The following is a 25427-nucleotide window of genomic DNA, read 5'->3' on the forward strand; positions in this document are numbered from 1 at the left end:
CTACAAAGCCGCCCTCGGGGCGCTCCCGGTCCTGCGTGCGTCGCAGTGGGCGGGGCGGGGCGGGTCCTCCCGGGGTATCAGGTGCCGGACGGCGGCTCGATGCGTGCCAGCCAGGCGGTGAGGAGCGTTTCGAGCTGTGCGGCTTCCTCGGGGGACAGGGTGTCCAGCAGCCCGCGTTCGTTGCGCATGTGCGCGCCGAACGCCTGGTCGATGACGTTCCGCCCCGCCGGGGTGAGCGCGACGACGCGGCCCCGGCCGTCGGCCGCCGAGCGGCGGCGGCTGACGAGGCCGTCGCGTTCCAGGCGGTCGATCCGCTTGGTCATGGCGCCGGTCGTGACCATGGTGTGCGCCGCCAGCTCCCCGGGGGCGCGCTCGAAGGGCTCACCGGCACGCCGGAGAGCGGCGAGCACGTCGAACTCGCCCTCGCTCAGGCCGTGGTGCCGGTAGACGGTGCAGAGCTGCTCGGTGAGCAGCGCGCCCAGCCGGTGCAGCCGTCCGATCACGGCCTGTGGCCGCACGTCGAGGTCGGGGCGTTCGCGGGCCCACTCGGCCTGGATGCGGGCTACGTGGTCGAGCGGCGCTTCGGAGTCTTCCTGCATGACTTCACTATAGCTTCCATGGAAGGCATAATAGTTTCCATGGAAGCCAGTGTGCGATGGACGCTGGTCACGGCGATCGCTCCCGTGGCCTGGGGTACGACGTACTTCGTCACCCACCAGTACCTGCCTGCCGGTGATCCGCTGTACGGCGCCGCGATCAGGGCACTGCCCGCGGGGCTGCTGCTCCTCGCCGTGCGCAGGGAACTGCCGCGTGGGTCGTGGTGGTGGCGCAGCGCCGTTCTGGGGTTCCTCAACACGGGCGTCTTCTTCGCCCTGGTGTACGTCGCCGCCCAGGTGCTCCCGACCAGCCTGGCCTCGACGATCATGGCGACATCGCCGATGGTCATGATGATGATCGCCTGGGGGCTGGTCGCGGAACGCCCGCACGCACGGCACCTGGCCGGTGCGGGTGTCGGCGCCGGGGGAGTGGCGCTCATGCTCCTGACGGGTGCGGCCTCGGTCGCGCCGCTGGGTGTGATCGCTTCCGTCGCGGCCATGCTCCTGTCGTCCCTGGGGTACATCCTCGCCAAGCGGTGGGGCGGCGAGGTGGATGTCCTCGCCTCCACGTCCTGGCAGTTGATCGCCGGCGGGCTCCTGCTGCTGCCGTTCGCGGTCGTCGTCGAGGGTGCGCCGCCGGACCTGGACGGGCCCGCCCTGCTCGGTTTCGGCTATGTCTCCGTGGTGGCGACGGCGGTGGCCTTCGCCGCCTGGTTCGCCGGCCTGCGTCATCTGCCCGCCGCGACGGTGGGCCTGGTCGGCCTGCTCAATCCCGTGACCGGCGTCCTGCTGGGCACGGTGATCGCCGGTGAGGCGCTCTCGGTGCGACAGCTCTGCGGACTGGTCCTGGTGCTGGCCGGAGTCCTCCTCGGCAGGCCCGTCGTCAGGAAGGTGAGGGCGGTGCGGGCGGTGAGCTCCGTGCGCTGATCCGCTCAGCGGCTTGAATTCGCCCCTTGTGGGGTCCGTCTCCGTACGCAAACATGCGCATGTCAAAAACCGGAAGAACTCCGGTCACAGGCATATACGGAGGGGACCCCCACATGAACAAGCCTCTCATCGGCGCACTTTTTGCTGTCCTGTTCCTCGGCGCGGGCATCGCACCCGCAACCGCGGCCACCGGCCCCGACGCCACCGAAGTCCGGGTGAAGGCGGTCGACCTCGCCGGGACGGTCGCGCTCAGCAACTGTTCCGGCTCGGTCGTCCGGGCACCGTCCTCGCAGCCCGGCGACCCGGCCCTCGTGATGTCCAACGGGCACTGCTTGGAAAGCGGCTTCCCCGGCCCGGGCGAGGTCGTGCTCAACAAGGCCTCGACCCGCAGCTTCACGCTGCTGAACGGGACGGGCAGAGGACTCGGCACCCTGCGCGCGAGCAAGGTCGCCTACGGGACGATGACCGACACGGACGTCTCGCTCTACCAGCTCACCAGCACGTACGCCCAGATAAAGACCAAGTACGGCATCGAGGCCCTGGAACTCGACGCCGCGCGCCCGGTCCAGGGCTCCGCCATCACGGTGGCCTCGGGCTACTGGAAGCGCACCTACAGCTGCAACGTCGACGGGTTCGCCTACCGCCTGAAGGAAGGCGCCTGGACCTGGAAGGACTCGATCCGCTACACCTCCGCCTGCCAGACCATCGGCGGCACGTCCGGCTCCCCGGTGATCGACGACGCGACCCGCAAGGTCGTCGCCGTCAACAACACCGGTAACGAGGACGGGCAGCAGTGCACGGACAACAACCCGTGCGAGGTCGACGAGAACGGCACCGTCACCGTCCGCGAGGGCATCAACTACGCCCAGCAGACCTACGGCATCGTGCCGTGCATCGGAAGCGGCAACCAGATCGACCTCAACCGTGCGGGCTGCGCGCTGCCCAAGCCGTAGGGGAAGCGGTCGTCGCGGCCGGGGTCGCCACCCCGGCCGCGACGACCCCTTCCGCCGGAGGTTCACCTGCGGGCGTGCAGGATCCTGCCCCGAGGTTGGCAGGAGGCTGCCCCGCAGGGCCGTCCTGCGCGGGTGTCCCGGCTGCCAGACTGACGGCTGTTCAACCGTGACGCCCCAGCTGAACGGGGACTGGGGTGCCGGGCGGGGGGCGGGGAATCAGATGCGCACAATCTTCGGCGGTACTCGTGGAGCGATTGCGGGAGCGGCTCTCGTGGCCCTCACGCTGACCGGGGCGACCTGGGTGGTGTCCGGGCCGGGTGGGCAGGCGGGCGGCGCGGAGAGGGAGGTACGGCACCTGGCCGTCGATCCTCCTCTGAGCGATCCGTGCCGTGACCCGATCAACGGCTGGCAGGGAAAGCCGCCCGCCATCTGCGCGCACGGCTGAGGGCGAACCGGCGCCGAGGCCGGAGGTCGTGGCCCCCCGGCACGCCCGGGGGAGCCGCGGCCGTCCTCAGATCCAGCTGCGCTCGCGGGCGAGCAGCGCCGCGTGGGCGCGGTTCTCCGCTCCCAGGAGCTGCATCAGATCCGAGATGTGGCGACGGTAGGTGCGCAGGGCGATGCCCGCCTCGCGTGCGCCGATCTCGTCCTTGCCGACCGTGCACATCAGGTGCAGCACCTTCGTCTGGATCTCGGTGAGTTCCGGGCCGCGCAGGCTTTCACCACGTTGTTCCACCAGGGCCGTGAAGTCGTCCGCCCCTGCCCAGAGCCGCTCGAAGTTGTTGACGACGGTCGTCACGATGCCCTCCTCCTGCGAACACAGAGCCCCCTTGGCCGTGTTGCTGGGGTCGAGCGGCACCAGAGCGGTGTGACGGTCGTAGACGAGCATCAGTTCGTCCAGCTCGTCCAGGACCCTGATCCGCGCACCCGCGGCGGTGAGTTCCTGGAGGTAGGCGCGGGTGGGTCCGTCCTCCAGCGCTGTCCGGCGGATCAGGCTGCGGCAGCTGACGCCGCGGCGCAGGCAGCGCATGTCCAGGGGCCGGGAACTCTCGATGTTCTCGGGGGTGAGCGCGTCGTATGGCTCGGCGGCGAGCACCTCGTCACGGGCAAAGAACGCCAGCTCGTCCAGACGTGTGCGGATCGCTTCCAGGCCGGTGATCCGCTCGACGGTTCTCAGGTCCTCGCCCAGCTCCGGCTCCGGGACCTCGCGGCCCAGCGAGTCCACGAGGGGGCGCAGATGGGTGAGCGAACGGATGCCGTCGTAGAGCTCCTCGAGCCGCTGTTCGGCGAGGCGTGCCACCACGAGTTCGGGCTCGCAGGCCCGGGCCAGGCCGTCGACCTCCTGGATGATCTTCAACTCCCGCAGCCTCTGTACGGACCGGCGGGTCGGCTCGGCCTCGTGGCGGAGCAGGACATGGATGTCCTCGACCTCGATCCCCGGGTTGCGGAGCAGATGCCGGTAGACGTCTTCCTCGATGTTCGACAGCCCGAGTACGAGCATTTCGTGCTCAGCCAATGGGGACACTCCGTGGTCAACCGGTCGGCTCGGCGCGCGACCGAGTGACCTGCAGCGTTTCGACGGAGTGTAGGAGTGGCGCGACTGCCCGGTAAAGCTTCCGCGGGGAGCGGTGGGAGGACAGGTACCGGATGCGAACAGATCGCGGACATAAGCGAGTTGATGCGGTGTGGCGCACTTCGGCCCGCCGGGGAACGAGCCGGCGGGCCGAAGCGGGTCAGGTGCGCGCGAGGGGCGGTGCCTTCACGGGCAAGGGAGCGGTCAGACCGCCCACTTGCTGCAGCTGGAGGCGGCGGACCAGGCGTGGCTGCTGATGGAGTTGTTCGCCGAGACGCCGGTGGTGTAGGTGTCGTCGGAGAGGGTGGAGGCCCAGCCCTCGGACCGGCTGAGGCAGATGTGCCCGCCGCTGCCGCCGGTGCCGTTGTAGAACGCGACCTCGGAGTTGTTGCCGTTGTTCAGGATCGACGACGCCTTGTTCGTGTCGCCGCCCTGGAAGCTCAGCGCGGAGTCCCCCCAGTTCGAGTCGTTGCCTGACGCGTGACCGAGGTGGCCGTTGCAGTTGGTGCTGTCGTACGCGTACATGTAGCCGGAGAGGGCGCCGGCCATGGCGTCGGAGCAGTTCGCCGCCTGGGCGGAGGTGGCGGGGACGAGGGCGCCGAGGGAGGCCACGGCGACGGTCGTCAGGACTGCGAAAGTCTTGCGCATGAGGTAGTGCTCCTTCATGTGTCGGTCTTCGGATCCATCCGCGGCTGCTGTGCCGCGGAAATCTGATGGGGTGCCCAGAGTTCCGGTGACAGGGTTCACCGGATTTCGAGATCCCGGGCCCGGGAGAGCGCGGTCAGTCTCATACGCTGGTAGGCGGTGTTCTCCTTGCCGTATTTCTTCAGCATCACGGACAGGTATTCACGCTCAAGGTCGCGCGAGATCTTCCCGAGCGACGTCTTCGTGGCACATGTGGCCTCGTTCACCGCCAATTCGACCTCGAATTCCTGAGCATCTCGGGAACTCATCTGTGCGGTCAGCGTGATCCGCTTCTCGCGGAGGTCATCCGGAGAGGAGAAAGCCCGGTCGGCCTCTCCCATGCACTGGGACCAGGCTGTGATCGCCTTTTTCAGCCGCTCGTCCGCGAGAATGTCCGGCACATAGAGCGGTGTCAGGCTCGTGACGGTCTTCTTGGCCTTGAACCAGTCCTCGAGGTCGCCGTAGAGCCGGGTCCGTGCCCCGGCCCAGCAACCCTCCCGAGGGGTCTCGATCGTGCCGCCGGCGGGCAGGTCCACGCGCAGTACGTTGTCGTAGTCGCCGTTGAGAGCCGTGTTGTAGCGGATGCGGTCCTTCCGCGGGAGGGCGTTGGGGAACCGGACGTTGGGATGCTCACGGCGGTCCTTCTCGGCCGCTTCGTCGAAGGGCCGGCCGTAGCCGTACTTCCTCGCCCACGCGATGTCGTCGTTCACGTAGCGGCCCGCTTTTCGGGCGTCGGCGCTCGCCACCGGCCCCGCCCAGTATTCGAATCCCTTGTTCTCCATGCACTCCTTGACAAGCGCGTACTCGGCGTACTCGATTTCCATCTCCTCGGGGACGGTCAGGTCCCGGAGTTCGCTGTTCGAAATCACGACCGAGCCGCTCTTCGGCTGCTCGGCCGGGGCTGTCGATTCCCTTGCCCCGGCCCCGCATCCGGCCACGGTGCAGGCAGCCGTCGCGACGGCAACGGTGATGGACAACTTCCGCCTCATGTGCGCCCGCTCCCTACGGCGATGCGGCGTCCGAGCCGCGTTCAATTGCCCTGGAAGTATCTCGGCCGCGAGTATGCGGACACAGAGTTTTTCGTTCTGCTTAAAAACCGCAGGAAAACCGGGGGACGCGAATGCTGCGCATACATTTCACCGACGCGGATCTGGTCAGGGTCCGGGTGGCGGCATCACCCGACCCGCTGTGGGAGGTCTGCCTGAGCCTCCACCGGCTGCGGGCCCGTCAGGGCCGCCGGGCCTACGCGCCCTGGTACCGCGCGGCCCGGGCCCGGCTGCACGAGGGCGGCCTCGCAGGATCCGTGCGCAGCCTGCTGCTGCCGTTGGTCCCGCAGGCCGGGTACTTCCCCGACTTCCTCACCCCCGCCGAGTCCGCCGAAGGCCTCGGTGCCGGGCTGAAGGAGATCCTGGCGACGGAGCCCGACCGGGTGCGGGCCGAGTTGGGAGTGCCGGCCCGCACCGGCGTCGGTCTTTCGTGGGGCGCACACCTGGCCGAGAAGGACGGACGGACCCGTCTGACCCGGACGATCCGCGCCTACCACGACGCGGTCATCGCCCCGCACGGCAACGAGATCCAGGGCCGGTTCGAGGCCGAACGGTCCGCCCGGGCCAGGACGTTGCTCGACCACGGGATCGACGGGCTGCTGCGGAGCACGGGCACAGGCACGGAGTGGAGACCGCCGGTGCTGCACGTCGGTTATCCGGTCGACCGCGATCTGTATCTGGAGGGGCGAGGGCTCCGGCTGATCCCCTCGTACTTCTGCTGGGGCAATCCGGTGGCCCTCGTCGACCCTGGTCTCGAGCCCGTCCTGGTGTACCCGCTGGTGCACGAACCGCCTCGGCAGCCTCTGCCCGAAGGACTGGGACCCGGCGAGCCCCTCGCGGCCCTGCTGGGCCGCACGCGCGCCGCCGTCCTGCGCGCCGCAGCTTCCGGGACCGGCGCCACAACGGGCGAACTCGCCCGTGTGACAGGGGCCTCCGCCTCCTCCGCCAGCCAGCACGCCACGGCCCTGCGCAACGCGGGTCTGCTGGTCAGCCACCGCCACGCCGCCCTGGTCCTGCACACGTTGACCCCGCTGGGCGTCTCGCTGCTGGCGGCGGACCGGCCCCCGGGCCGCGTCCCGGGCCGGATGGGAGCGACGACGGGTTAGGAGGCGGCGAGGATGCCGGGAGACACCAGGAGGCGCCCCGGCATCAGGCCACGCTGTCCGCCTCCGAGGCGACGTACTCCCCGAAGCGCGCCCACCCCTCCGCACAGGCTCGTGCGACCAGCCGCAGCGACTCCCGCGTGTGCCCCGCCGTCGATCCGGCGATCGTCTCGGCCTGCTCGGTGAACGCCAGCGTCGCGGACGCGAGCCGCAGCAGCGCCCGCCCCTGGCTGCTGTACTTCAGCGACGGGTCCCGCACCAGGTGTGCCAGCTGCTCCCCGGCCGTCTCCGGGCGGGCGGGCCCAGGGAGAGCCGGAGGAACGGCCACCGGCGCGGGGGCCGCCACCCGGACCGGCTCGGGCACCGCCGTGCCGTCCTCCTCGGCGAGGCGCCGCCGCACGTCCAGTGCCGTCCCCACCGAGATGCCGGCCTGCTGGGCGACCGCCCGCAGACTGGACTGCGGGTGACGCCGCATGATTTCCGCCGCGATCCGGCGTCCGGCCTCCGCCGAGAGGGGACGGCGTCGTCCGTCACGGCCGGTCCTCATCTCGGACCGCACGTCCGACCGCTGCCGGTCACCGGTTGGACGACGGCGCAACGCGGCCACCGTGCGCGGAGCGACCCCGCACACCGACGCTATCCAGCGGTCCGACCAGTCGGGATGCGAGACCAGAATGCGTGCGGCGGCCGTCGCGCGCTCGCGCCCGGCCAAGGGCAGTCCCTGACCGGTGTTGAGGCGCACGGCCGTCACGAAGGCGTCCGCGTCGGAGCCCTCGAACCAGCGCACCGGGAGCAGTTCCGCCCCGTTCAGCCTGGCGGCCGCGAGGCGGTGCGTGCCGTCCACGATCCGCATCGTCGACCGCTGGACCAGGAGGGGCGGGAGGTCGTCGAAGTTCTCGGCGAGCAACTGGACATGCGCGAGGTCCAGCCCCCGCAGCCGTGGCGAGTCCCCTGCACCGAGGGCCGTGACCGCAACCATGACGGCCCCGTCTGTCTGTGCCATCGTGGGCTCCTCCGAACCGTGCGCGGGTGCGTGAGTCGGACGACACGACGATTCCACCCCGCGAGACGCACGGACCGCTGCCGCCCTGGCATCTTCCGGTCCGGCCCTGGCAGGATCCGGCCTCCCTCAGCCCCGCGCCCGCCCCGTTCCCCGTACCGCACGTCCGGCCAGGGTGGTGGTCCGCCTGCCGTCCTCGATGACGAAGCGGCCGTCGATCAGGACGTGCGGGATGCCCACCGGCAGGGTGCGCGGCTCCTCGAAGGTGGAGCCCGCCGCCACCGTGGCCGGGTCGAAGAGGACCAGGTCGGCGCGGTAACCCTCGCGGACGAGGCCGCGGTCCGGCAGGCGCAGGCGGGCGGCCGGGCGGGAGGTGAGGTGGGCGACGCACTCCTCCAGGGTCAGGATGCCCAACTCCCTTACGTACCGGCCGAGGTACTGGGGAAAGGTGCCGTAGGCGCGCGGGTGGGGCTTGTCGCCCTGGAGGATGCCGTCGCTGCCTCCGGTGTGCACCCGGTGGCGCATGATCTGCTGGACGTTCTCCTCGTGGCCGACGTGCTGGAGGATCGTCGTGCCGAGCCGGTCCTCGGTGAGCAGCCGGCGGGCGGTCACCCAGGGGGCCTCGCCGCGCAGCCGGGCGGATTCGGCCACCGTTCGGCCGACGTATCCGGACAGGTCCGGTGCGCCGACGCCCGAGATCTCGATCGTGTCCCACTCGATCGGGACACCGTGGCAGCCGTCCGAGCCGACGACCTCCAGGTGATGGCGTATGCGCTCCGCCGTCGCATCGTCCGCGAGCCGGGTCAGGACCGACTCGGGACCGCCCTCGCCCGCCCAGCTCGGCAGCATCGCGACGAGCGTCGTGCAGCCCGGGGTGTACGGGTAGGTGTCCAGGGAGATGTCCGCGCCGGACGCGAGGGCGTCGTCCAGGAGTGAGAGAAGGTCCGGTGCCTTCCCCTTGTTGACGCCGAAGTTCATGGTGGCGTGGGCGAGATGGAGGGCGCAGCCGGCGCTACGGGTGAGCTGCACCATCTCCTCGTACGCGGCGAGCGCCCCGGCACCGTACGAGCGGTGGTGCGGACAGTAGTAGCCGCCGTGCTCGGCCACCACCCGGCACAGTTCGGTGAGTTCGGCGTCGTTCGCGTACATGCCCGGGGTGTACGTCAGGCCGGAGGACATGCCGACCGCGCCCTCGGCCATGCCCTGCGCGACGAGTTCCTTCATCCGTATCAGTTCGGCGCCGGTGGCCGGCCGGTCCTCCCAGCCGACCGCGAGCATCCGTACGGTGCCCTGCGGGATCAGGTAGGCGGCGTTGACGGCGATGCCCCGGCCGTCGAAGTTGCGGTCGAGGCGGTCCAGGTACTCGCCGACGGTGCGCCAGTCGAAGTCGATGTCCGAGCCGTCGCCGTTCCAGCCGGTGATGGAGCGGCGTACCTCGGCGAGCGTGCGGTCGTCGGCGGGGGCGTAGGACAGCCCGTCCTGGCCGAGGACTTCGAGGGTGACGCCCTGGGCGGCCTTCGCACTGTGGTCGGGGTCGCGCAGCAGGGCCAGGTCGCTGTGGGCGTGCATGTCGACGAAGCCCGGGGAGAGCGCGAGGCCGTCGGCGTCCAGGGTGCGGGCGGCGGTGGGGCGCGGGCCGTCGCCCTCGCCCCGGATCTCGACGATCCGGCCGTCGTCGATGCCGACGTCGGCTCGGTGGGCGGGGGCGCCGGAGCCGTCGATGACGGTCGCGTCGCGGATGACCAGGTCCATGGTGTGGCTCGCCTTTCAGGGGCGTCTGCCTCCCGGCCCGGCCCGGGGGCGGACCCCCGGGGCACGGGAAGGGGCGGGCGGGGAGGCGCGTCCCGCAGGGGTCAGAAGAAGGTGCGGATGTAGTCCGTGACCGTGCCGTCCGCCTGCACCAGCGGGATCAGCTGCCACTTGTCGAAGCTCGTGCACGGGTGGGACAGCCCCATCCCGACCCAGTCGCCCACCTCCAGCTCGGCGCCCTCCTCCGTACCGACCCAGGTGTGCTGGTCGGACAGTCCGGTGACCGTGATGCCGGTGGCGGCCCGCACCGAGCCGTCGCGCCCGGACCGTACGACCTGCGCCTGCGGGAGATCGAGGTCGTACGCCGCGTCCCGCTTGCCCGCGTTGAGGAACGCCTGCTCGCCGGAGGGGCGCGAGACCACCTGGGCCCAGAGGCGGAAGGCGGGCTGCAGGGCGCCCTCCTCCGGGACCCGGTTGAACGGGGTGATGCGCAGGTAGTGGCCGTCGTCGTGCGAGACGTACGCCCCGGAGCGCAGCAGCTTGCAGACGGGACGGGAGAGTTCGGGAATCCCCGCGAAGACGTCGGCGACCGCGTCGAACCAGGCGCTGCCACCCGCGCTGATCAGGATCTCGTCGGCCGGGGCGAGCTTCGCGAAGCGGCCTGCCGCGTCGAAACCGGCGGCCAGTGCGACGAGGCGGCGCAGCCACTCCCGTACGCGCTCGGGGGAGGCGTCCGGGACCTCGCCCTCGTACCCGGCGACGCCCACCAGGCGCAGCGTGGCCGTGGCGGCCACCGCGTCGGCGACGGCCGCGCAGTCGGCCTCCGTACGGGCGCCGGTGCGTGCGCCGTGCCCCGCGCCCAGCTCCACGACGACGTCGACGGGGCGGACGGCGCCCGCGGCGCGCAGGGCCTCGTCCATCAGCTCGACGCCGCGTACGGAGTCGACGTAGCTGGCGAACGTGAACTCCGGGTCGCCGTCGAGCTCGGCGGCGAGCCAGCGCAGTGCCACCGCGTCGACGACCTCGTTGGCCAGGAAGATCCGCCGGATGCCGTGCGCCCGGTAGACGCGTGCCTGGTGGGGGACGGCGGCCGTGATGCCCCAGGCGCCGTACTCCAGCTGGCGGGCGAAGAGCTGCGGGGACATCGACGTCTTGCCGTGCGGAGCGAAGGCCAGGCCGTGCCGCTCGGCGTACGTCTCGAGCAGCGCGAGGTTCGCCTCGACCGACTCCGCGGACAGAGCCAGCACCGGTGTGGTGAACCCGCCGGTGAAGAGGTTCCGGCGTTCGGCGGCCAGGGCGCCGACGCTCAGCCCTTCCGCGTCCGGCGGGAGCGCCTTGAAGCGGTGGTCGACCCGTTCGTCGTTGAGTGCCGTGACGGACTGCTCGGCAGCCAAGGGAGCCTCCTCGAAAGTGATCGTTGCATCATGTGCAACAGCCATTGCGCATATCGCTTGACGGTGTCTAACATCCGAGCCGATGCCGGGTCAATGGTGAGCACCGGCGCCGACAGCCGACCACGAGGAGCCCAGAGTGTCCGGATCCGCAGCCGGGACAAGCACCGCAGACGCGGACGTCGTCTGTCTCGGTGAGTCCATGGTGACGTTCCTGCCCTCGCGGCCCGGCCGTCTCGCCGACGTACCCACCTTCGGCCGCGGCATCGGCGGCGCCGAGTCCAACGTCGCCTGCGCGCTCGCCGCCGCCGGCCACCGGACCAGGTGGGTCAGCCGGGTCGGCGCCGACGGCTTCGGCGACCACCTCGTCGCCGCCGTCGCCGGATACGGCGTGGACACCTCCGCCGTGCGACGCGACCCGGACCGCCCCACCGGCATCTACTTCCGCACGGCGACCGACCGGGCCACCGACACCCACGAGGTCGCCTACTACCGGGCGGGATCCGCCGCCTCCGCGATGTCCCCGCACAACGTGCCGTACGAGGACCTCCTGGCCGGCCGCATCCTGCACCTGTCCGGCATCACGGCCGCACTCTCCGCGGACTGCCTGGCGCTGCTCCACGACCTGACCGCCCCGCGGGACGGCCGCCCGCTGGTCTCCTTCGACGTCAACCACCGCCCCGGCCTGTGGCGGAACGGCGCCGCGGGACCGGACGTACTGCTCGACCTCGCCCGCCGCTGCGACCTCGTCTTCGTCGGCGAGGACGAGGCCGAGGAGGCGTGGGGGGTACGCGGGACAGCCGAGATCCGCGAAGCACTGCCGGAGCCCGCCGTCCTGGTCGTCAAGCGGGGGAGCGACGGCGCGACGGTGTTCTCGCGCGGCGCCGGAAGCACCGACACCGCCACCACCGTCCCCGCCCTCCACGTCGACGTCGTCGCCCCCGTGGGCGCCGGCGACGCCTTCGCCGCCGGATTCCTCTCCGCCACCCTGCGCGAACTGCCCGTACGGCACCGGATCCGGCACGGCCACCTCATGGCCGCCGCCGTCCTCACCGTCCCCGGCGACCTCACCGCCCCCCCGGCCCGCGCGCACGCGGACCGTCTCGCGGACCTCGACGACGACGCCTGGGGGAGACTTCGTCTCGGCCCCGGGCGGACGGGGGACGATCCGGAGGTACGTACGCCGTGAACGAGCGCAGCGAGAGCACAGACAAGAGGGGCGTCCCGGGCGAGGACCGGGCCGAAGGCAGCGAGGCACGCGGATGAGCCAGACCGTCGACCGCGCGCTGAGCATCCTGCCGCTGCTCGCCCAGGGCCCCGCCGACCTCGGCCAGGTCGCCGAGCGGCTCGGCGTCCACAAGTCCACGGCGCTGCGCCTGCTGCGTACGCTCCACGAGCACGGGCTCGTCTACCGCCAGCAGGACCAGCGCTACCGCCTCGGCGCCCGGCTCTTCGCCCTCGCGCAGGAAGCCGTCGAGAACCTGGACGTGCGTGAGATCGCGCACACCCACCTCGTCGAGCTCAACGAGCAGTGCGGGCACACCGTCCATCTCGCCGTGTACGAGGAGAACGAGGTCCTCTACATCGACAAGGTCGAGAGCCGCTACCCGGTGCGGATGTACTCGCGGATCGGCAAACCCGTCGCGATCACCGTCGCCGCCGTCGCCAAGCTGCTCCTGGCCGACCTGACCGAGCCGGAGCGGCGCGCGATCGCCGAACGGCTCGACTACCCCATGTACACGTCCCGTTCGATCCCGAACGCCGGCGCGTTCCTCAAGGAACTCGCCGCCGTGCGCGAACAGGGCTGGGCCACCGACCTCGGCGGCCACGAGGAGTCCATCAACTGCATCGGCGCCCCCATCCGGGGCGCGGACGGGCGGGTCGTCGCCGCGATGTCGGTGTCCGCACCGAACGTGGTCGTCACGGCCGAGGAACTCCTCACCCTGCTCCCCCTGGTGCGCCGCACCGCCGACACCATCAGCCGGGAGTACTCCGGCGCCACCCCCACCAAGAAAGCCTGAACCGTCATGACCGAGAAGACCGCGCTCACCCCCAGCACCCACACCGCCCCGCCCGCGAAGTTCTCGCACGGCGTGAAGAAGGGGAACATCCTCCAGGTCGCCGGACAGGTCGGCTTCCTGCCCGCCGTCGAGGGCCAGGCACCGACCCCGGCCGGCCCGACGCTGCGCGAGCAGACCCTGCAGACCTTCGCCAACGTCAAGGCCATCCTTGAGGAGGGCGGCGCGAGCTGGGACGACGTGATGATGATGCGCGTCTACCTCACGGACGTCGACCACTTCGCCGAGATGAACGCCATCTACAACGCGTACTTCGAGGAGCAAGGGCTAAAGGCCCCCGCCTCCGCCCGTACGACGGTCTACGTCGGCCTCCCCGCGGGACTCCTCATCGAGATCGACGCCCTCGCCGTCCTCGGCTGACCCGCTTCCCCCACCGCCCCACCCGCATCACGGCCCGGCGCCCCGTCCCCTTCCGCGGAGCGCCGTGCCGCGCTCCCCCCTGCCCCGAAGGACCCCCCTGCACCCCCGGAGTTGACCGAACATGCTGCTCGCTGCCCCACCGGCGCCGGCCGAGATACCACCGCACACCGGTGGACTGCTGCTCCTGATCGACGGCACCGCCGGACTCCTGACCGTCGCCGCCCTCGGAATCGCGCTCCTGCTCCTCCTGATCATCAAGGTCAGGCTGCAGCCGTTCGTCGCGCTGCTCGCGGTCTCCATAGCCGTCGGCCTGGGTGCCGGTCTCTCCGTCACCGAACTCTTCGGCACTGTCCAGAAGTCCGCGGCCGTCTCCGTCATCGAAGCCGGTATGGGCGGCATCCTCGGCCATGTCGCGATCATCATCGGCCTCGGCACGATGCTCGGCGCGATCCTCGAGGTCTCCGGTGGCGCCGAGGTCCTGAGCACCCGGCTGCTCAACCTCTTCGGCGAGAAGCGCGCCCCGCTCGCCATGGGCCTGACCGGGCTGATCTTCGGAATCCCGGTCTTCTTCGACGTCGGCATCTTCGTCCTGGCGCCGATCGTCTACGCCGCGGCCAAGCGCTCCGGCAAATCGATTCTGCTGTACGCGATGCCGCTGCTGGCCGGCCTCTCCATGACCCACGCGTTCCTGCCGCCGCACCCCGGACCGGTCGCCGCGGCCGGACTCTTCGACGTCTCCCTCGGCTGGGTCATCCTCATGGGCGCCGTCGTCGGCATCCCGTCCGTCCTCGCCGCCTGGGTCTACGCCGCCTGGATCGGCAAGCGCATCTTCGTCGAGGTCCCGCAGGACATGGTGGAGGCCGCCGAGGAGGCCAAGGCCGCCGTCGCCGCCGAACAGCGCGCCGACGGGGTGACCCCCCGCGAGAAGCCCGTGGCGCTCGGCACCGTACTCGCGATCATCGGCGCCCCGCTGGTGCTGATCCTCGCCGCGACGTTCTCCTCCATCGCGCTGGACCCCTCCACCCTGCGCTCCGTCATCGAGTTCTTCGGCAGCCCGTTCGTCGCGCTGACCATCGCGCTGTTCCTCGCGTACTACCTGCTGGGCATCCGGCGCGGCTGGTCCCGCAAGTCCCTCGAATCGGTCTCCACGTCCTCGCTGAAGCCGGTCGGCAACATCCTGCTGGTCGTCGGCGCGGGCGGGATCTTCGGCGCCGTGCTCAAGGCCAGCGGTATCGCGGACGCGCTCGCCGACACCTTCAACGACGTCGGCCTCCCGGTCATCCTGCTCGCCTGGCTGATCTCCGTCGTGCTGCGGGTCGCCCAGGGCTCCGCCACGGTCGCGATCGTCACCACTGCGGGCATCGTCGTCCCGCTGGTCGAGGGCCAGGACATGTCGCAGGCGCACCTCGCGCTGATCATCATGGCGATCTCCGCAGGTTCCATCTTCGCCTCGCACGTCAACGACGGCGGGTTCTGGATGGTCTCGAAGTACTTCGGCATCTCGGAGCGCGACACCCTGAAGTCCTGGACGGTCCTGGAGACGGTCCTGTCGGTCGCGGGCTTCGTGGTCGCGGCGCTGCTCAGCCTGGTGATCTAGGGCCTCTCGTCCGGATCGTGCCGGACCCCGCGCCCTGATCCGGCCTGATCCAGACGATGACCCCAGATCCCTCGACGTCGGATCGCCCGGCGGGCGTACGGAGCCATTGAGCGGCCGCGCGCACCCGCCGGGCCGTTCAGACGGTCATGACCGGGACGTCGTACTGCGGGATCCACTTGTCGCGGGTCACGACGGTCATCCCTTCGATCTGCGCCTGGGCGACCAGTATCCGGTCGAAGGGGTCACGGTGCAGGGGAGGCAGCTTGCCCGCCCGCACGCCGTGTCCCGCCGTGATCGGCAGCGCGGTGAACTGGCTGTCGCGCACACGCTCCGCCAGGTCGTCCGGCCCGTCCAGCTTCCCCAGGGACTGCTTGATCGAGATCTCCCATGCGGAGACCGCGCTGAGGTGGACGGAGGGTTCCGTGTCGAGGAGGTCCTTGACCTGGTCGGAGAGCTCGTCGGAATCCCCGAGCCACCAGAGGATCACATGGGTGTCGAGCAGCAGGCGCATCAGCGCATCCCGAAGGCGTCGGCGATGTCGTCGGGCAACTCGTCGAAGTCGTCAGCGATGCGGATGCGCCCCGCCAGCGACCCACGCCCGGTCCTCCTGACCTTCGGACGCAGAGGCACCACCTTGGCGACCGGCTCGCCGGCCTTGCTGATGACGACCTCCTCGCCGGTGGCGACCTGCTCCAGGATCCGGGAGAAGTGCGTCTTGGCCTCGTGCACGTTGTATTGACGGGCTGCTTCCACTGCTGCCTCACCAGAGGAGAAAGGGTGGACTAAGTGATGGACTAAGCCTACCTCAGGCTACCTGGGGCTACCTCACGGTGATCCTCCCGCTCACCGATTCCGTGCACGCCCCCTTGTGCCGCCCCGCCGATTGCGCTTCCTTGATCGGCATGGCGGAGACAAGTGCAACCACAGGGACAGGGGAGCCGGCCTCCCACCTACGTAAATCCAGTTGGAAGTACATCGGACCCGGCATCGTCGTCGCGGCCACCGGCGTCGGCGCCGGGGACCTCGTCGCGACGCTCATCGCGGGGAGCAAGTTCGGCTACACCCTCATGTGGGCGGCCGTCATCGGCTGCCTCGTCAAGATCTCCCTGGCCGAGGCGGTGGGCCGCTGGCATCTCGCGACGGGCCGCACCCTCTTCGACGGCTGGCGCAGCATAGGCGGATGGACCACGGTCTACTTCTCGATCTACGTCGTCGTCTGGGGCTTCGTGTACGGCGCGACGGCCATGTCCTCCAGCGCCCTGCCCATCGTGGCGCTGTTCCCCGACGGGCCGGGGCTGAAGACCTGGGCGATCATCACCGGACTGGTCGGCCTGGTCTTCGTCTGGTTCAACCAGTACGCCGTCTTCGAGAAGGTCATGACGGTCCTGATCGGCGTCATGTTCGTCGTCGTGGTCTACGTCGCGATCCGGGTGGTGCCGGACGTGGGCGCCTCCTTCGCGGGACTCCTGCCCGTGCTCCCCGACGGCTCGCTGATCTACACGCTCGGACTGATCGGCGGGGTCGGCGGCACCATCACCATGGCGGCGTACGGCTACTGGGTGAACGCCAAGGGCTGGAGCAACTCCTCCTGGATGAAGGTGATGCGGCTCGACAACCGAGCCGCCTACCTCACCACCGGCGTCTTCGTCGTCGCCATGCTGATCGTCGGCGCCGAACTGCTGCACTCCTCGCAGATCGCCCTGACGAAGGGCGACCGGGGGCTGATCGACCTCGGCCGGATCCTGGAGGACCGCTTCGGGGCGACCACCGCGAAGCTGTTCCTCGTCGGCTTCTTCGCCACCTCGTTCTCGTCGCTCATCGGCGTCTGGCACGGCGTGAGCCTGATGTTCGCCGACTTCGTCGAGAGGATGCGGGCCGGTCGCCGCGGCGGGGAAGCGGAGAGGGCGGGCAGCGAGACGATCGGCCGCCAGGAGCGGTCCGTGCCCTTCCGCGTGTACCTGCTATGGCTGACCTTCCCGCCGATGTCCCTGCTCTGGCTGGACGAGCCGTTCGGCCTGGTCATCGGTTACGGAGTGCTCGGCGCCTTCTTCATGCCGTTCCTGGCCCTGACCCTGCTGATGCTGCTCAACTCCTCCCGTACGCCCAGGGAATGGCGCAACGGCCGGCTCAGCAACGGGATGCTGGCCGCGGCCGGGCTGCTGTTCGTCGTGCTGTGCGTCCAGCAGGTGCGCGACCTGCCCTGGTGACAGCGCGGGTCACGTGTCCGCGGGAACGCAGCAGCGCCGCCGGGGGAGCGGCGGCGCTGCTGGCTCGGAGGTCCGATCCGGTTACGGAAGCCCGTGGACGTGCGGGCCGACCGCGTTCGACCAGGCGTTGCCCGCCGTGGCGTCCCAGTTCGTGGACCAGGTCATCGCACCGCGCAGGTCCGGGTAGGTCCTGGACGGCTTGAACGAACCGCAGTTCGTTCCCTTGGCGAGGCAGTCCAGGGCCGCGTTCACGATGGACGGGGCGACGTAGCCGCTGCCCGCACCGCGGGTGGACGCCGGGACGCCGAGGCCGACCTGCGACGGGGCGAGGCCGCCCTCCAGCTGGATGCAGGCGAGCGCGGTGAGGAAGTCCACCGAGCCCTGCGAGTACACCTTGCCGTCGCAGCCCAGCATCGAACCGCTGTTGTAGTACTGCATGTTGACGACGGTCAGGATGTCCTTGATGTTGAGCGCCGTCTTGAAGTACTCACCGGACGTCGACTGCATGTCGATGGTCTGCGGCGCCATCGTGATGACGAGACCGGAGCCCGCCTTCGACGACAGGGAGCGCAGCGCCTTCGTCATGTACGTCGAGTTGAGGCCGTTCTCGAGGTCGATGTCGACCCCGTTGAAGCCGTACTCCTGGATGAGCGCGTACACCGAGTCGGCGAACGCGGTGGCGGAGGCGTCGCTGTTGACCGCGATCGTCCCCTTCTCACCGCCGATGGAGATGATGACGTTCTTGCCCGCGGCCTGCTTGGCCTTGATGTCGGCCTTGAACTGGGCGACGGTGTAGCCGTTCAGGCCCGCCGAGTCCAGGTTGAAGGTGACGGCACCGGGTGTGGCCGTGGCGTCCGCGAAGGAGACGGCGATGATGTCGTAGTTCGCGGGTACGTCGCTGAGCTTCTGGACGGTCGCGCCGTTGTTGAAGTTCTGCCAGTAGCCGGTCACCGCGTGCTTGGGCACGGAGGTCACGGGGCCGGGGCCGGGGTCGTCGGCCTTGGCCGTACGGCCGCTGACCGCCGCCGACTTGACCGACTCACCGGCGGAGTTGGTGGCACTCACGGAGAACTGGTACGCGGTGTCCGCGGCCAGCCCGGTCACGGTCGCCGAGGTGCCGGTGGAGGTGGTCGCCTTCGTGCCGCCCCGGTAGACGGTGTACCCGGTGGCGCCGGACACCGCGTTCCAGGACAGGGACACGGAGGAGGACGTCGTCGTACCGACGGTCAGGCCGGCGGGGGTGCCGGGGATCGCCGGTTCGGGGTCCGTACCGCCGCCGCCGTCGGGACCGGTCACCGCGACGTCGTCCACGATGTAGGGCGTCTGGCCGTACCAGCCGTGGGTGTAGACGGTCACCGACGTGGTGGAGGCGCCGGTCGTGAAGCTGGTCCTGAGCTGCGTCCAGGAACTCGACCCGGGGGACCAGGTGGAGACGTCCGTCGTCCCGGTACCGCTCGCGCCGATGTAGGCGTATCCGCCCTGCGTCCAGGAGCTGAGCGCGTACGTGGAGTTGGGCTTCACCGCCACGGTCTGGGTGCACTTGGCGTGGTCCTGACCGGCCGGGGTGCCCTTGAGGGCGGACGCACCGCCGTGGACGGGCGAGGAGACGGTGCTCCCGCTCCCGGCGGAACAGGTCCAGTTGGAGAGCCCGGACTCGAATCCGGCGTTCTTGGCGACGTTGACGTCGGCCGCCTGCGCGCTGCTGACGAGCCCGGTGACGGTCAGGGCGCCGGCCGCGAGGACGGCGACCGCCCCGCCGAGGAGGGCCCGGGAACGGCCTCTTCTGTGTCTGCTGCCTGCGGAGCGTTCCACTTGCTGCCTCCGGTGGGGGAGTTGGGGGTGCTGGCGCGAAACGGTGGCCACCGCTGGCCATAAACTGGTCCAGACCAATCAAGTTGTCAAGACCTCTGGCGGCAGCTCGTCCCAACCCGCACAATGAACGGAGGCGTTCAGGCGTCGTCCTGCAGCCGTGCCACCATGTATCCGCTCACGCACCCCACAGCCAGGACGGCGTTCGACATGAACAGCCCCTCCGCGGCCATCTCCTCCCACTGCACCGCCATGTTCAGCAGCTGCGCCACGATGGGCACGGCGATCGCCGCGGTCACGTGCTGCGGCAGCGAGTCGCGGAAGGGCTCGCGGTGCACCCGGGCCGCCGCCCATGCGGCCAGGGCGAGACAGATCGCGTTGGGTATGTGGATCAGCAGGAGACGGCCGCCGAAGGTCTCCATCCGTTCCGGGGTGGCCACGTGCTCGTACACGACCGTGGCCTGCACGTACTCGGTGACGACGAGCACGACGATGCCGGCAGCCCAGGCGCGGGCCAGCGCGAAGACGGCTGCCCCGCGTCCGTCGTCCCGGTGGGTGGGGGTCCCGGGGTAGCTGTAGCGAGTCATGCGGGTGTGCCTCCGTCTCGGCCGGTGAACAGCATCGATCGACCTACTTCACCGTGATGCTCTCGATGATCCGGTCCAGGTCGGATGCGGCCAGCGTGCCCTTGGCGGCATCGATACGGACCGCGTACGTCTTCTTCTCCGAGTCCAGGCCCGTGATGATCACGCCCTTGACGCGGGTGCCCTTCGCGGGGGTCCCGTCCTCGCCGCCGGAGGTGAACTCGAACTCGACGCGCTTGGCCTCCCGCACCTCCTCCGGGCCCTTGACGGAGACGTCCGACTGCTTCTTGAGCGTCGCCCCGAGCGCGATACCGGCCTCGGCGCCGATCGCCGCCTCCTCCACCGAATCGGCATTGGTGAAGTCCAACTGCACGGTGATCGTGCCGACCGTCCTGCCTTCCTGTGTCAGCCGGGCCCCGGCGGCGTTGAACTTGCTGCGCTCGGCATCGCTCTGCGCCTTGAAGTCGGCCGGGTGCGCCACCGAGACGGCAGGGGTGGTGAGCTTGCCCCACCCCTGCGGTGTCCTGCCGGTGGCGGCGTCGTCGCCGCATCCGACGGCGAACACGCCCAGGGCGAGGACCAGACCCCCGGCGACCAGTCCGCGCCCGGTACGTCCGCCGCGAGGTGCCCTGTCCTGCTTGATTCCGCTGCTGTTCATGGCTGGCTGCTCCTGTCGGCCGTGATCAGTTCGCACAGTAGCTGTACGGCACATAGCTCCGGCTGCCTCCGTTGGGTGCCCCGAGGAACTCGGCATCGTTGAGCATCTCCTCCTTCTTCTCGGTGGACACCGAGAAGCCGACACTGAGGCCGAGGTTCAGCTCGAAGCCGTACTCCGCGGCCTCCGTCTGGCCGGTGTACGTCGTCCGGCTCGAGAGCCCGTTGTCGAAGAGCAACTGCCCGAACGGGTCGTCGGCGCCCGGTCGCGACGTCGGCGCGTGGTCGCTGAACATGTAGCTGAAGGGCATGCCGTACTTGCCGTTCCCGTCCAGCCAGTTCTGCGCGATCGCCCGGTCGGCGTCACCCTCCGGGCCCGGCTTCAGCACCACCGAGTTGGTGACCACCTCGATGCCGGTCTCGGAGTCACCGCCCTTGACGCTTCCGCTCCCGCCGCGCTTGTCGTCGCCGGACTTCCCGTTGTCGCCGCCGACCTTGACGCCGTCCTTGACACTGCCCTTCTCCACCGTGCGGGTCATGTCGATGCGCAGGAGCTCACCGGTCTCCTTGTCATGGGTGACGGTGATGGAACCGGTCTGCGTGGTGGAGGCGCCGGCTTCCCCGCTGATCGGCCCGGCCTCGTACGAGGCCTTGGTGCCGTACTCGATCGCCGCGGAGTACGTGTACGCCTTGGTGCCCTTGAAGTTGTTGTCCGTCCAGGTCACCTCGGGCGAGAACTTGAAGTTGCCGCCCAGCGCCGCGCTCAGCTTCTTGTCGTCGCCCGCACCGATCTTGATACCCGCGGCGGCGCTGGCTTCGAAGCCGACCTTGCCGTAGCTGATGTGGCGGTCGCCCAGCTTCTCGTCGATGCTGTTGCGGAGCTTCTCCTCCTCGGCCATGGGGCCCTTGCCGAAGAGGTAGAGGATGCCGTTGCCGAGCCCCGCCCCCTGGGAGTTGGCGTGCCGGTTGGTCAGCTCGTACGTTTTGAGCAGCTCGATGTCGTCGCGGAAGGACTTGGCCTCCTCCTCGCTCTTGAAGACCCAGGTGTCACCGTTGGTGACCTTGAGGCCGGCCCCGAGCTCCACCTTGTCCGAACCGAATTTGCCGACCTTTGCACCCGGCTTCCAGTCCTTCTTGGCGGCGATGGAAGCGGCGTCGGTGAAGGTCATGGTGACCTGCTGGTCGTTCTCGTCGACCTTGCCGTCACCGTTCATGTCGGTCTTCGACTGGAAGGTCTGCTGCTGGAAGCCGTACTCCTCGCCCCATTCGATGAACAGGACCTTGGCCTTGGCCCCGGCCTTGTCGGAGATGGACGAGAGCTGGCAGAGCGGAGGCTCGTAGTCGGCGTCGGTCTTGGGGGCCGCCTCGTTCTCACCGCCGCTGCCGCATTCCCCGAAGGTGACGGCGCACTTGAACCGCTCGGCGATGCGTCCGCCGACCTGGGTCGCGGTGAGCGCGCCGATGATCGAGGTCACGACCACGACCATGCCCACGTACTCCGTCGCGGTGGCGCCGCGGTCGTCGAGCGGCAGGCCGTACCAGCTCCTGTTGCCCCGCCGCCCGGAAAGCGACGGTATTCGCCCGATCTGATCCATTCGAGGAGCTCCCTTCGCACCCGGCAGCCACCGCCGGCAGGAACCGGAGACTACGGAGGGAAGCTGGTGAGGGGCGTGGGTCCTGGGGCCCCAATCCGGGCCCATAGTCCGAGCTGGGCCCGGATTCCGCGTCCCGTGACGGAACGGTCGGCGCTCTCACCATTGCTGACGTGCCACAACAGCGAGTGGATCACGCCTCATCGTGAAGTACGCGATTAAACCTTCTGCTGGTACGGAATTTAACGACCGGTCACATCTCCCGATTTGGGTACGAGGGCCCTGTGTGGAACTCCTGTGGAGTGACTTACTGGGTGCTGAAAGGTGTTCTCTGCATCCGGGTACGTGGATAAAGTGCTGGATCAGGAGCACGGAGCAGGGAGCGATTGCGGCCGGCGGTACGCGGCGGCCGGAGCCGAACGGGGAACAGCGTGCCGACCGCAATAGCAGTGACCAGTGCCGACCTGGTCCTACCGCCCACCGACCAGCAGACGCCGCCCGCGGCGCTCCTGCAGGCGCCCGGTGACCAGGCGTTGGACCAGGCGCTGGTGGACATGCAGGTGCTGCTCGATCAGCACGGCTACGTCATCGCCGTCTATCCGGCCAACATCGCGACCGCCCACGAGCGGCGGCTGCACACCATCCGCAACATGCTCGAGAGCGACCGGATCGCCCTGCTCAAGGTGGATCTTCCGCCCCTCGGACTCGCCGTCCTGGTGCGGCAGCTGCGGCAGTTGTCCATCTGCGACTTCAGCGCCGGAGTGGTGGCATCCGCCGCCAGGCTGCTCGCCCACTACATCCACGCGGGCGCCCTCCTCAACTCGGTCACCAAGCTCGACCGGGTCCCCGTCAGCCTGAAGGCCCACGCCAAGTCCTGGGTGCCCGGATCGCAGTTCGGGGTGCTCGCCAACCCGAACCCCCAGCTGATCAAGATCGGTACGGGAGAGCTGGCCGGCCCCGAGTTCGGGACGCACCTGCTGGTCGCCAAGGGGCAGCTGCAGTCGGACTGGGTGACTGGCACGATCGCGCCGGCCTGGCAGGTCCAGGCCGTGCACGAAGTCGCGCTGCCCTCGGATTCGCCGGGCTGGTGGGGCACGTCGAAGATGATCGAATTCGCTGCTTTCCTGCCTGATATCTCGGTCATCTACCAGCTGGTTTCTTCGGTCCGCAGGGAGGTCTGCACCTGGTGCGGAAATGAACTCATCGGCGACCGCTGTGGGTTGTGCTCGGCGCCACTGAAGCCGCAGGAGAACCAAACGCGCGCTTCCGGTGTCCTGAACCAAGGAACACCCATGCGCCAAGGGTCGTAGAACACCGCACGCACCGTGCGTCCCCGCCGTGCTTGTCGTCAACCGGACAGGTCAACCCGACGGGACAGCCGGACGGGACAGCCGGACCGAGAGGCTCCGGAGTCCCCGCGCCCGTCCGGAACGACCCCGCTCCTCCCCGCTCCGCCTCATGATCCGAAACGGCACGAAACCGCTCCGCCCCTCTGCCCGCTCATCGGCCCACGTCTCCCAACGAGGTTGCTCCGCTCATGAACTCACGGCAACGCCGCGGCGTCATCCTTCTGCTCCTGTCGGTCCTCTGTGCCTTCGGCGCCTTCGCCGGTGTGCTCTCGGTGATCAGCGACGTCAACTCGAAGGTCGGTCCGGAGGTGACTGCCTACCAGGTGAAAACGGACGTGGCCCCGTACACGGCACTTGAACCGGGGCAGTTCGAGAAGGTCGAGATGCCCAAGCGCTGGCTGTCCGAGAACGCGGTCACCGACCTCGCGATCATCAACGGCAAGATCGCCGTCACCCAGCTGCGCAAGGGCTCCCTCCTCCAGGACGACATGCTCGTCAAGCGCCCCCGGGTGGAGAACGGCGAGCAGGAGATAGCCATCATGATCGACGCCGCGACCGGTGTCGCAGGCAAGATCCGCCCCGGCAACCTCGTCAACATCTTCGCGACCTTCGCCGCCGAGAACGAGGGCGACAAGGCCACCTCGCGCGTCATCGTGCCCAACGCCAAGGTCATCGACGTGGGCGAGCTGACCGCCCTGGACCCGAAGCGGGACGACCGCAACAGCGGCCCGTCCGAGGCGGTGCCGATCACCTTCGCCCTCAACACCACGGACGCCCAGCGCGTCGCCTACGCCGAGTCCTTCGCCGAGCACGTACGTCTCGCACTTCTCCCGGAGAACAGTCCGACCACGCTCCGTCCGGGCGAGGGCAGCTACAACCTCGACGAAGACAAGAACAAGTGAGGGCCGGATGAGCACAAGAATCCTCCCGGCCGTCGGTGATGCCGACGCCGCCCGATCCATCACCACACTGCTCAGCCAGCTCCCCGACGCGGAGCCGGCCGGGCCTCTGGGTGACTCGACCTCGTTGCTCGACACCCTGGCACGGCTGGCCGGCGAGTCCCTCGACGAGCTGCCCGAGGTCGTGCTGGTACATGAGCGGATCGGTCCGGTTCCAGCCCTCGAGCTGATCCGGGAGGTGGCCCTCCGCTTCCCGGCGGTCGGGGTCGTGCTGGTCACCACCGACGCGAGCCCGGGGCTCTACTCGGCCGCCATGGACTCCGGTGCACGAGGCCTGGTCGGCCTGCCGATCTCGTACGAGGAACTGGCCCAGCGAGTACAGGCCGCCGCGGCCTGGTCCGTGGGCGTCCGCCGGCACCTGGGCCAGGGAGCGGACGTCTTCACCGGCCCGGGCGGCACGGTCGTCACCGTCAGCGGAGCCAAGGGCGGCGTCGGTACGACGGTCACCGCCGTCCAGCTCGCCCTCGCGGCCAAGGCATCCGGGCACACCGTCGCACTCGCCGACCTGGACCTGCAGTCCGGCGACGTCGCCTCGTACCTCGACGTCCAGTTCCGCAGGTCGATCGTCGACCTCTCCACCATCCAGGACATCTCGCCCCGCGTGCTCCAGGATGCCCTGTTCAACCACGACACCGGAATCGGGCTCCTGCTCGCTCCGGGAGACGGCGAGCGGGGCGAGGACGTCAGCGACCGGGTCGTACGCCAGACCATCAGCGCACTGAGGCACCGCTTCGAAATCGTGATCATCGACTGCGGTACGCACATGAACACCGCCAACGCCGCCGCGATCGAGATGGCGGACCGGACCCTGCTCGTCACCACACCGGACGTGGTGACGGTCCGCGCCGCAAAGCGCATGGTCCGGCTCTGGGACCGGCTGCAGATCCGCAAGGCGGAGGAGACGATCACGGTCGTCAACCGCTACACCCGCAACACGGAGATCCAGCCGCCCCTGATCGAGAAGATCACGGCCACGAAGGTGGCCCGGATCGTCATCCCCGCGAACTTCAAGGAACTGCAGGCGGTCGTGGACGCGGGCCGAATGCAGGATTTGGAGGCCAAGTCCACGGTGAAACAGGCACTGTGGGGACTCGCGGGAGATCTGGGACTGGTCAAGAACGCCGAAAACCCGGACAAGCAAGGCAAGTTCAAGGGTGACCGAGGTGCCATCGGTGGCCGGCGCGGACGTGTGAAGTGACGAGCGAAACGATGCGACCGA

Annotated in this window: 25 protein-coding genes; 12 read left to right on the forward strand and 13 right to left on the reverse strand. The window is 69.6% G+C overall.

What is annotated here, in order from left to right:
- Positions 1–77 precede the first annotated feature (77 nt).
- Positions 78–599, reverse strand: a complete 522-nt coding sequence (locus ABZS61_RS12740; RefSeq protein ID WP_356418591.1) for a MarR family transcriptional regulator — start codon at positions 597–599, stop codon at positions 78–80.
- Positions 600–638: 39 nt separating this feature from the next.
- On the opposite strand from ABZS61_RS12740, the gene ABZS61_RS12745 reads away from it, so the two are divergent.
- From ABZS61_RS12745 to ABZS61_RS12755, 3 genes are all read left to right on the forward strand, one after another.
- Positions 639–1523 carry an EamA family transporter gene (locus ABZS61_RS12745; protein ID WP_356418594.1) on the forward strand — a complete coding sequence of 295 codons (885 nt, stop codon included), beginning with the start codon at positions 639–641 and terminating at the stop codon, positions 1521–1523.
- 113 nt (positions 1524–1636) lie between these two features.
- Positions 1637–2476 (forward strand): serine protease, encoded by an 840-nt coding sequence (locus ABZS61_RS12750; RefSeq protein ID WP_356418597.1) that lies wholly within the window; start codon positions 1637–1639, stop codon positions 2474–2476.
- A 271-nt stretch (positions 2477–2747) separates the two neighbouring features.
- Positions 2748–2921 (forward strand): hypothetical protein, encoded by a 174-nt coding sequence (locus ABZS61_RS12755; protein ID WP_356418599.1) that lies wholly within the window; start codon positions 2748–2750, stop codon positions 2919–2921.
- Between the two features lie 66 nt (positions 2922–2987).
- On the opposite strand, the gene ABZS61_RS12760 is transcribed toward ABZS61_RS12755, so the two are convergent.
- The 3 genes from ABZS61_RS12760 to ABZS61_RS12770 all read right to left on the reverse strand — a co-directional run bounded on the left by ABZS61_RS12760 (position 2988) and on the right by ABZS61_RS12770 (position 5707).
- Positions 2988–3998: a helix-turn-helix transcriptional regulator gene (locus ABZS61_RS12760; RefSeq protein ID WP_356418602.1), complete on the reverse strand. Its 1011-nt coding sequence runs from the start codon at positions 3996–3998 to the stop codon at positions 2988–2990.
- Positions 3999–4250: 252 nt separating this feature from the next.
- On the reverse strand, positions 4251–4694 hold the full coding sequence (locus ABZS61_RS12765) for a hypothetical protein (protein WP_356418605.1): 444 nt from the start codon (positions 4692–4694) through the stop codon (positions 4251–4253).
- Between the two features lie 95 nt (positions 4695–4789).
- A complete protein-coding gene (locus ABZS61_RS12770; RefSeq protein WP_356418607.1) occupies positions 4790–5707 on the reverse strand; it encodes a hypothetical protein in 918 nt (305 codons plus the stop codon).
- Positions 5708–5850: 143 nt separating this feature from the next.
- Between ABZS61_RS12770 and ABZS61_RS12775 the strand changes: the two genes are divergently transcribed.
- Positions 5851–6882 carry a helix-turn-helix domain-containing protein gene (locus tag ABZS61_RS12775; RefSeq protein WP_356418610.1) on the forward strand — a complete coding sequence of 344 codons (1032 nt, stop codon included), beginning with the start codon at positions 5851–5853 and terminating at the stop codon, positions 6880–6882.
- A 43-nt stretch (positions 6883–6925) separates the two neighbouring features.
- Here the strand turns inward: ABZS61_RS12775 and ABZS61_RS12780 are convergent, their stop codons facing one another.
- From ABZS61_RS12780 to ABZS61_RS12790, 3 genes are all read right to left on the reverse strand, one after another.
- Positions 6926–7882: a ParB N-terminal domain-containing protein gene (locus ABZS61_RS12780; protein WP_356418612.1), complete on the reverse strand. Its 957-nt coding sequence runs from the start codon at positions 7880–7882 to the stop codon at positions 6926–6928.
- A 126-nt stretch (positions 7883–8008) separates the two neighbouring features.
- Positions 8009–9631, reverse strand: coding sequence for a D-aminoacylase (locus ABZS61_RS12785; protein WP_356418615.1), 1623 nt, complete (start codon positions 9629–9631; stop codon positions 8009–8011).
- Positions 9632–9732: 101 nt separating this feature from the next.
- Positions 9733–11067: an alanine racemase gene (locus ABZS61_RS12790; protein WP_356418618.1), complete on the reverse strand. Its 1335-nt coding sequence runs from the start codon at positions 11065–11067 to the stop codon at positions 9733–9735.
- A gap of 91 nt (positions 11068–11158) precedes the next feature.
- Between ABZS61_RS12790 and ABZS61_RS12795 the strand changes: the two genes are divergently transcribed.
- The 4 genes from ABZS61_RS12795 to ABZS61_RS12810 all read left to right on the forward strand — a co-directional run bounded on the left by ABZS61_RS12795 (position 11159) and on the right by ABZS61_RS12810 (position 15054).
- Positions 11159–12208: a sugar kinase gene (locus ABZS61_RS12795; RefSeq protein WP_356418620.1), complete on the forward strand. Its 1050-nt coding sequence runs from the start codon at positions 11159–11161 to the stop codon at positions 12206–12208.
- A gap of 73 nt (positions 12209–12281) precedes the next feature.
- Positions 12282–13040 carry an IclR family transcriptional regulator gene (locus ABZS61_RS12800; protein WP_356418623.1) on the forward strand — a complete coding sequence of 253 codons (759 nt, stop codon included), beginning with the start codon at positions 12282–12284 and terminating at the stop codon, positions 13038–13040.
- A 6-nt stretch (positions 13041–13046) separates the two neighbouring features.
- Positions 13047–13457 (forward strand): RidA family protein, encoded by a 411-nt coding sequence (locus ABZS61_RS12805; RefSeq protein WP_356418626.1) that lies wholly within the window; start codon positions 13047–13049, stop codon positions 13455–13457.
- Positions 13458–13578: 121 nt separating this feature from the next.
- Positions 13579–15054, forward strand: coding sequence for a gluconate:H+ symporter (locus ABZS61_RS12810; protein WP_356418628.1), 1476 nt, complete (start codon positions 13579–13581; stop codon positions 15052–15054).
- A gap of 136 nt (positions 15055–15190) precedes the next feature.
- On the opposite strand, the gene ABZS61_RS12815 is transcribed toward ABZS61_RS12810, so the two are convergent.
- Positions 15191–15565, reverse strand: a complete 375-nt coding sequence (locus tag ABZS61_RS12815; protein WP_356418631.1) for a type II toxin-antitoxin system VapC family toxin — start codon at positions 15563–15565, stop codon at positions 15191–15193.
- Entirely contained in the window at positions 15565–15807 is a 243-nt protein-coding gene (locus tag ABZS61_RS12820; RefSeq protein ID WP_356418633.1) for a type II toxin-antitoxin system prevent-host-death family antitoxin, read from the reverse strand. The genes ABZS61_RS12815 and ABZS61_RS12820 overlap by 1 nt, the downstream gene beginning before the upstream one ends.
- 149 nt (positions 15808–15956) lie before the next feature.
- Here ABZS61_RS12820 and ABZS61_RS12825 point away from each other — a divergent pair, with 149 nt between their 5' ends.
- Positions 15957–17261 (forward strand): Nramp family divalent metal transporter, encoded by a 1305-nt coding sequence (locus ABZS61_RS12825; protein ID WP_356418637.1) that lies wholly within the window; start codon positions 15957–15959, stop codon positions 17259–17261.
- 81 nt (positions 17262–17342) lie between these two features.
- Here ABZS61_RS12825 and ABZS61_RS12830 read toward each other — a convergent pair whose 3' ends face one another.
- The 4 genes from ABZS61_RS12830 to ABZS61_RS12845 all read right to left on the reverse strand — a co-directional run bounded on the left by ABZS61_RS12830 (position 17343) and on the right by ABZS61_RS12845 (position 21903).
- A complete protein-coding gene (locus ABZS61_RS12830; RefSeq protein WP_356418640.1) occupies positions 17343–19073 on the reverse strand; it encodes a glycoside hydrolase family 18 protein in 1731 nt (576 codons plus the stop codon).
- 137 nt (positions 19074–19210) lie between these two features.
- The gene (locus tag ABZS61_RS12835) at positions 19211–19657 is read right to left on the reverse strand and encodes a hypothetical protein (protein WP_356418642.1); all 447 of its coding nucleotides are present in this window, start codon (positions 19655–19657) and stop codon (positions 19211–19213) included.
- Between the two features lie 43 nt (positions 19658–19700).
- Positions 19701–20312, reverse strand: a complete 612-nt coding sequence (locus ABZS61_RS12840; protein WP_356418644.1) for a hypothetical protein — start codon at positions 20310–20312, stop codon at positions 19701–19703.
- A 25-nt stretch (positions 20313–20337) separates the two neighbouring features.
- Complete coding sequence (locus tag ABZS61_RS12845) at positions 20338–21903, reverse strand: hypothetical protein (RefSeq protein ID WP_356418647.1); 1566 nt, start codon at positions 21901–21903, stop codon at positions 20338–20340.
- Between the two features lie 446 nt (positions 21904–22349).
- On the opposite strand from ABZS61_RS12845, the gene ABZS61_RS12850 reads away from it, so the two are divergent.
- The 3 genes from ABZS61_RS12850 to ABZS61_RS12860 all read left to right on the forward strand — a co-directional run bounded on the left by ABZS61_RS12850 (position 22350) and on the right by ABZS61_RS12860 (position 25406).
- Positions 22350–23210, forward strand: a complete 861-nt coding sequence (locus ABZS61_RS12850; protein ID WP_356419378.1) for a hypothetical protein — start codon at positions 22350–22352, stop codon at positions 23208–23210.
- A gap of 227 nt (positions 23211–23437) precedes the next feature.
- Positions 23438–24151, forward strand: coding sequence for a Flp pilus assembly protein CpaB (cpaB, locus tag ABZS61_RS12855; protein WP_356418650.1), 714 nt, complete (start codon positions 23438–23440; stop codon positions 24149–24151).
- Between the two features lie 7 nt (positions 24152–24158).
- On the forward strand, positions 24159–25406 hold the full coding sequence (locus ABZS61_RS12860; RefSeq protein WP_356418652.1) for an AAA family ATPase: 1248 nt from the start codon (positions 24159–24161) through the stop codon (positions 25404–25406).
- The last annotated feature ends 21 nt before the right edge of the window (positions 25407–25427 follow it).

It is taken from the genome of Streptomyces sp. NPDC005566 (genome assembly GCF_040605575.1).
Lineage (GTDB): Bacteria > Actinomycetota > Actinomycetes > Streptomycetales > Streptomycetaceae > Streptomyces.

Bases quoted from the DNA above. Each gene is read 5' to 3' on its own strand.
- ABZS61_RS12740 (WP_356418591.1), bottom strand. From the start codon at position 599: ATGCAGGAAGACTCCGAAGCGCCGCTCGACCACGTAGCCCGCATCCAG.
- ABZS61_RS12745 (WP_356418594.1), top strand. From the start codon at position 639: ATGGAAGCCAGTGTGCGATGGACGCTGGTCACGGCGATCGCTCCCGTG.
- ABZS61_RS12750 (WP_356418597.1), top strand. From the start codon at position 1,637: ATGAACAAGCCTCTCATCGGCGCACTTTTTGCTGTCCTGTTCCTCGGC.
- ABZS61_RS12765 (WP_356418605.1), bottom strand. From the start codon at position 4,694: ATGCGCAAGACTTTCGCAGTCCTGACGACCGTCGCCGTGGCCTCCCTC.
- ABZS61_RS12775 (WP_356418610.1), top strand. From the start codon at position 5,851: ATGCTGCGCATACATTTCACCGACGCGGATCTGGTCAGGGTCCGGGTG.
- ABZS61_RS12780 (WP_356418612.1), bottom strand. From the start codon at position 7,882: ATGGCACAGACAGACGGGGCCGTCATGGTTGCGGTCACGGCCCTCGGT.
- ABZS61_RS12785 (WP_356418615.1), bottom strand. From the start codon at position 9,631: ATGGACCTGGTCATCCGCGACGCGACCGTCATCGACGGCTCCGGCGCC.
- ABZS61_RS12790 (WP_356418618.1), bottom strand. From the start codon at position 11,067: ATGGCTGTTGCACATGATGCAACGATCACTTTCGAGGAGGCTCCCTTG.
- ABZS61_RS12800 (WP_356418623.1), top strand. From the start codon at position 12,282: ATGAGCCAGACCGTCGACCGCGCGCTGAGCATCCTGCCGCTGCTCGCC.
- ABZS61_RS12805 (WP_356418626.1), top strand. From the start codon at position 13,047: ATGACCGAGAAGACCGCGCTCACCCCCAGCACCCACACCGCCCCGCCC.
- ABZS61_RS12810 (WP_356418628.1), top strand. From the start codon at position 13,579: ATGCTGCTCGCTGCCCCACCGGCGCCGGCCGAGATACCACCGCACACC.
- ABZS61_RS12815 (WP_356418631.1), bottom strand. From the start codon at position 15,565: ATGCGCCTGCTGCTCGACACCCATGTGATCCTCTGGTGGCTCGGGGAT.
- ABZS61_RS12825 (WP_356418637.1), top strand. From the start codon at position 15,957: ATGGCGGAGACAAGTGCAACCACAGGGACAGGGGAGCCGGCCTCCCAC.
- ABZS61_RS12835 (WP_356418642.1), bottom strand. From the start codon at position 19,657: ATGACTCGCTACAGCTACCCCGGGACCCCCACCCACCGGGACGACGGA.
- ABZS61_RS12840 (WP_356418644.1), bottom strand. From the start codon at position 20,312: ATGAACAGCAGCGGAATCAAGCAGGACAGGGCACCTCGCGGCGGACGT.
- ABZS61_RS12845 (WP_356418647.1), bottom strand. From the start codon at position 21,903: ATGGATCAGATCGGGCGAATACCGTCGCTTTCCGGGCGGCGGGGCAAC.
- cpaB (WP_356418650.1), top strand. From the start codon at position 23,438: ATGAACTCACGGCAACGCCGCGGCGTCATCCTTCTGCTCCTGTCGGTC.
- ABZS61_RS12860 (WP_356418652.1), top strand. From the start codon at position 24,159: ATGAGCACAAGAATCCTCCCGGCCGTCGGTGATGCCGACGCCGCCCGA.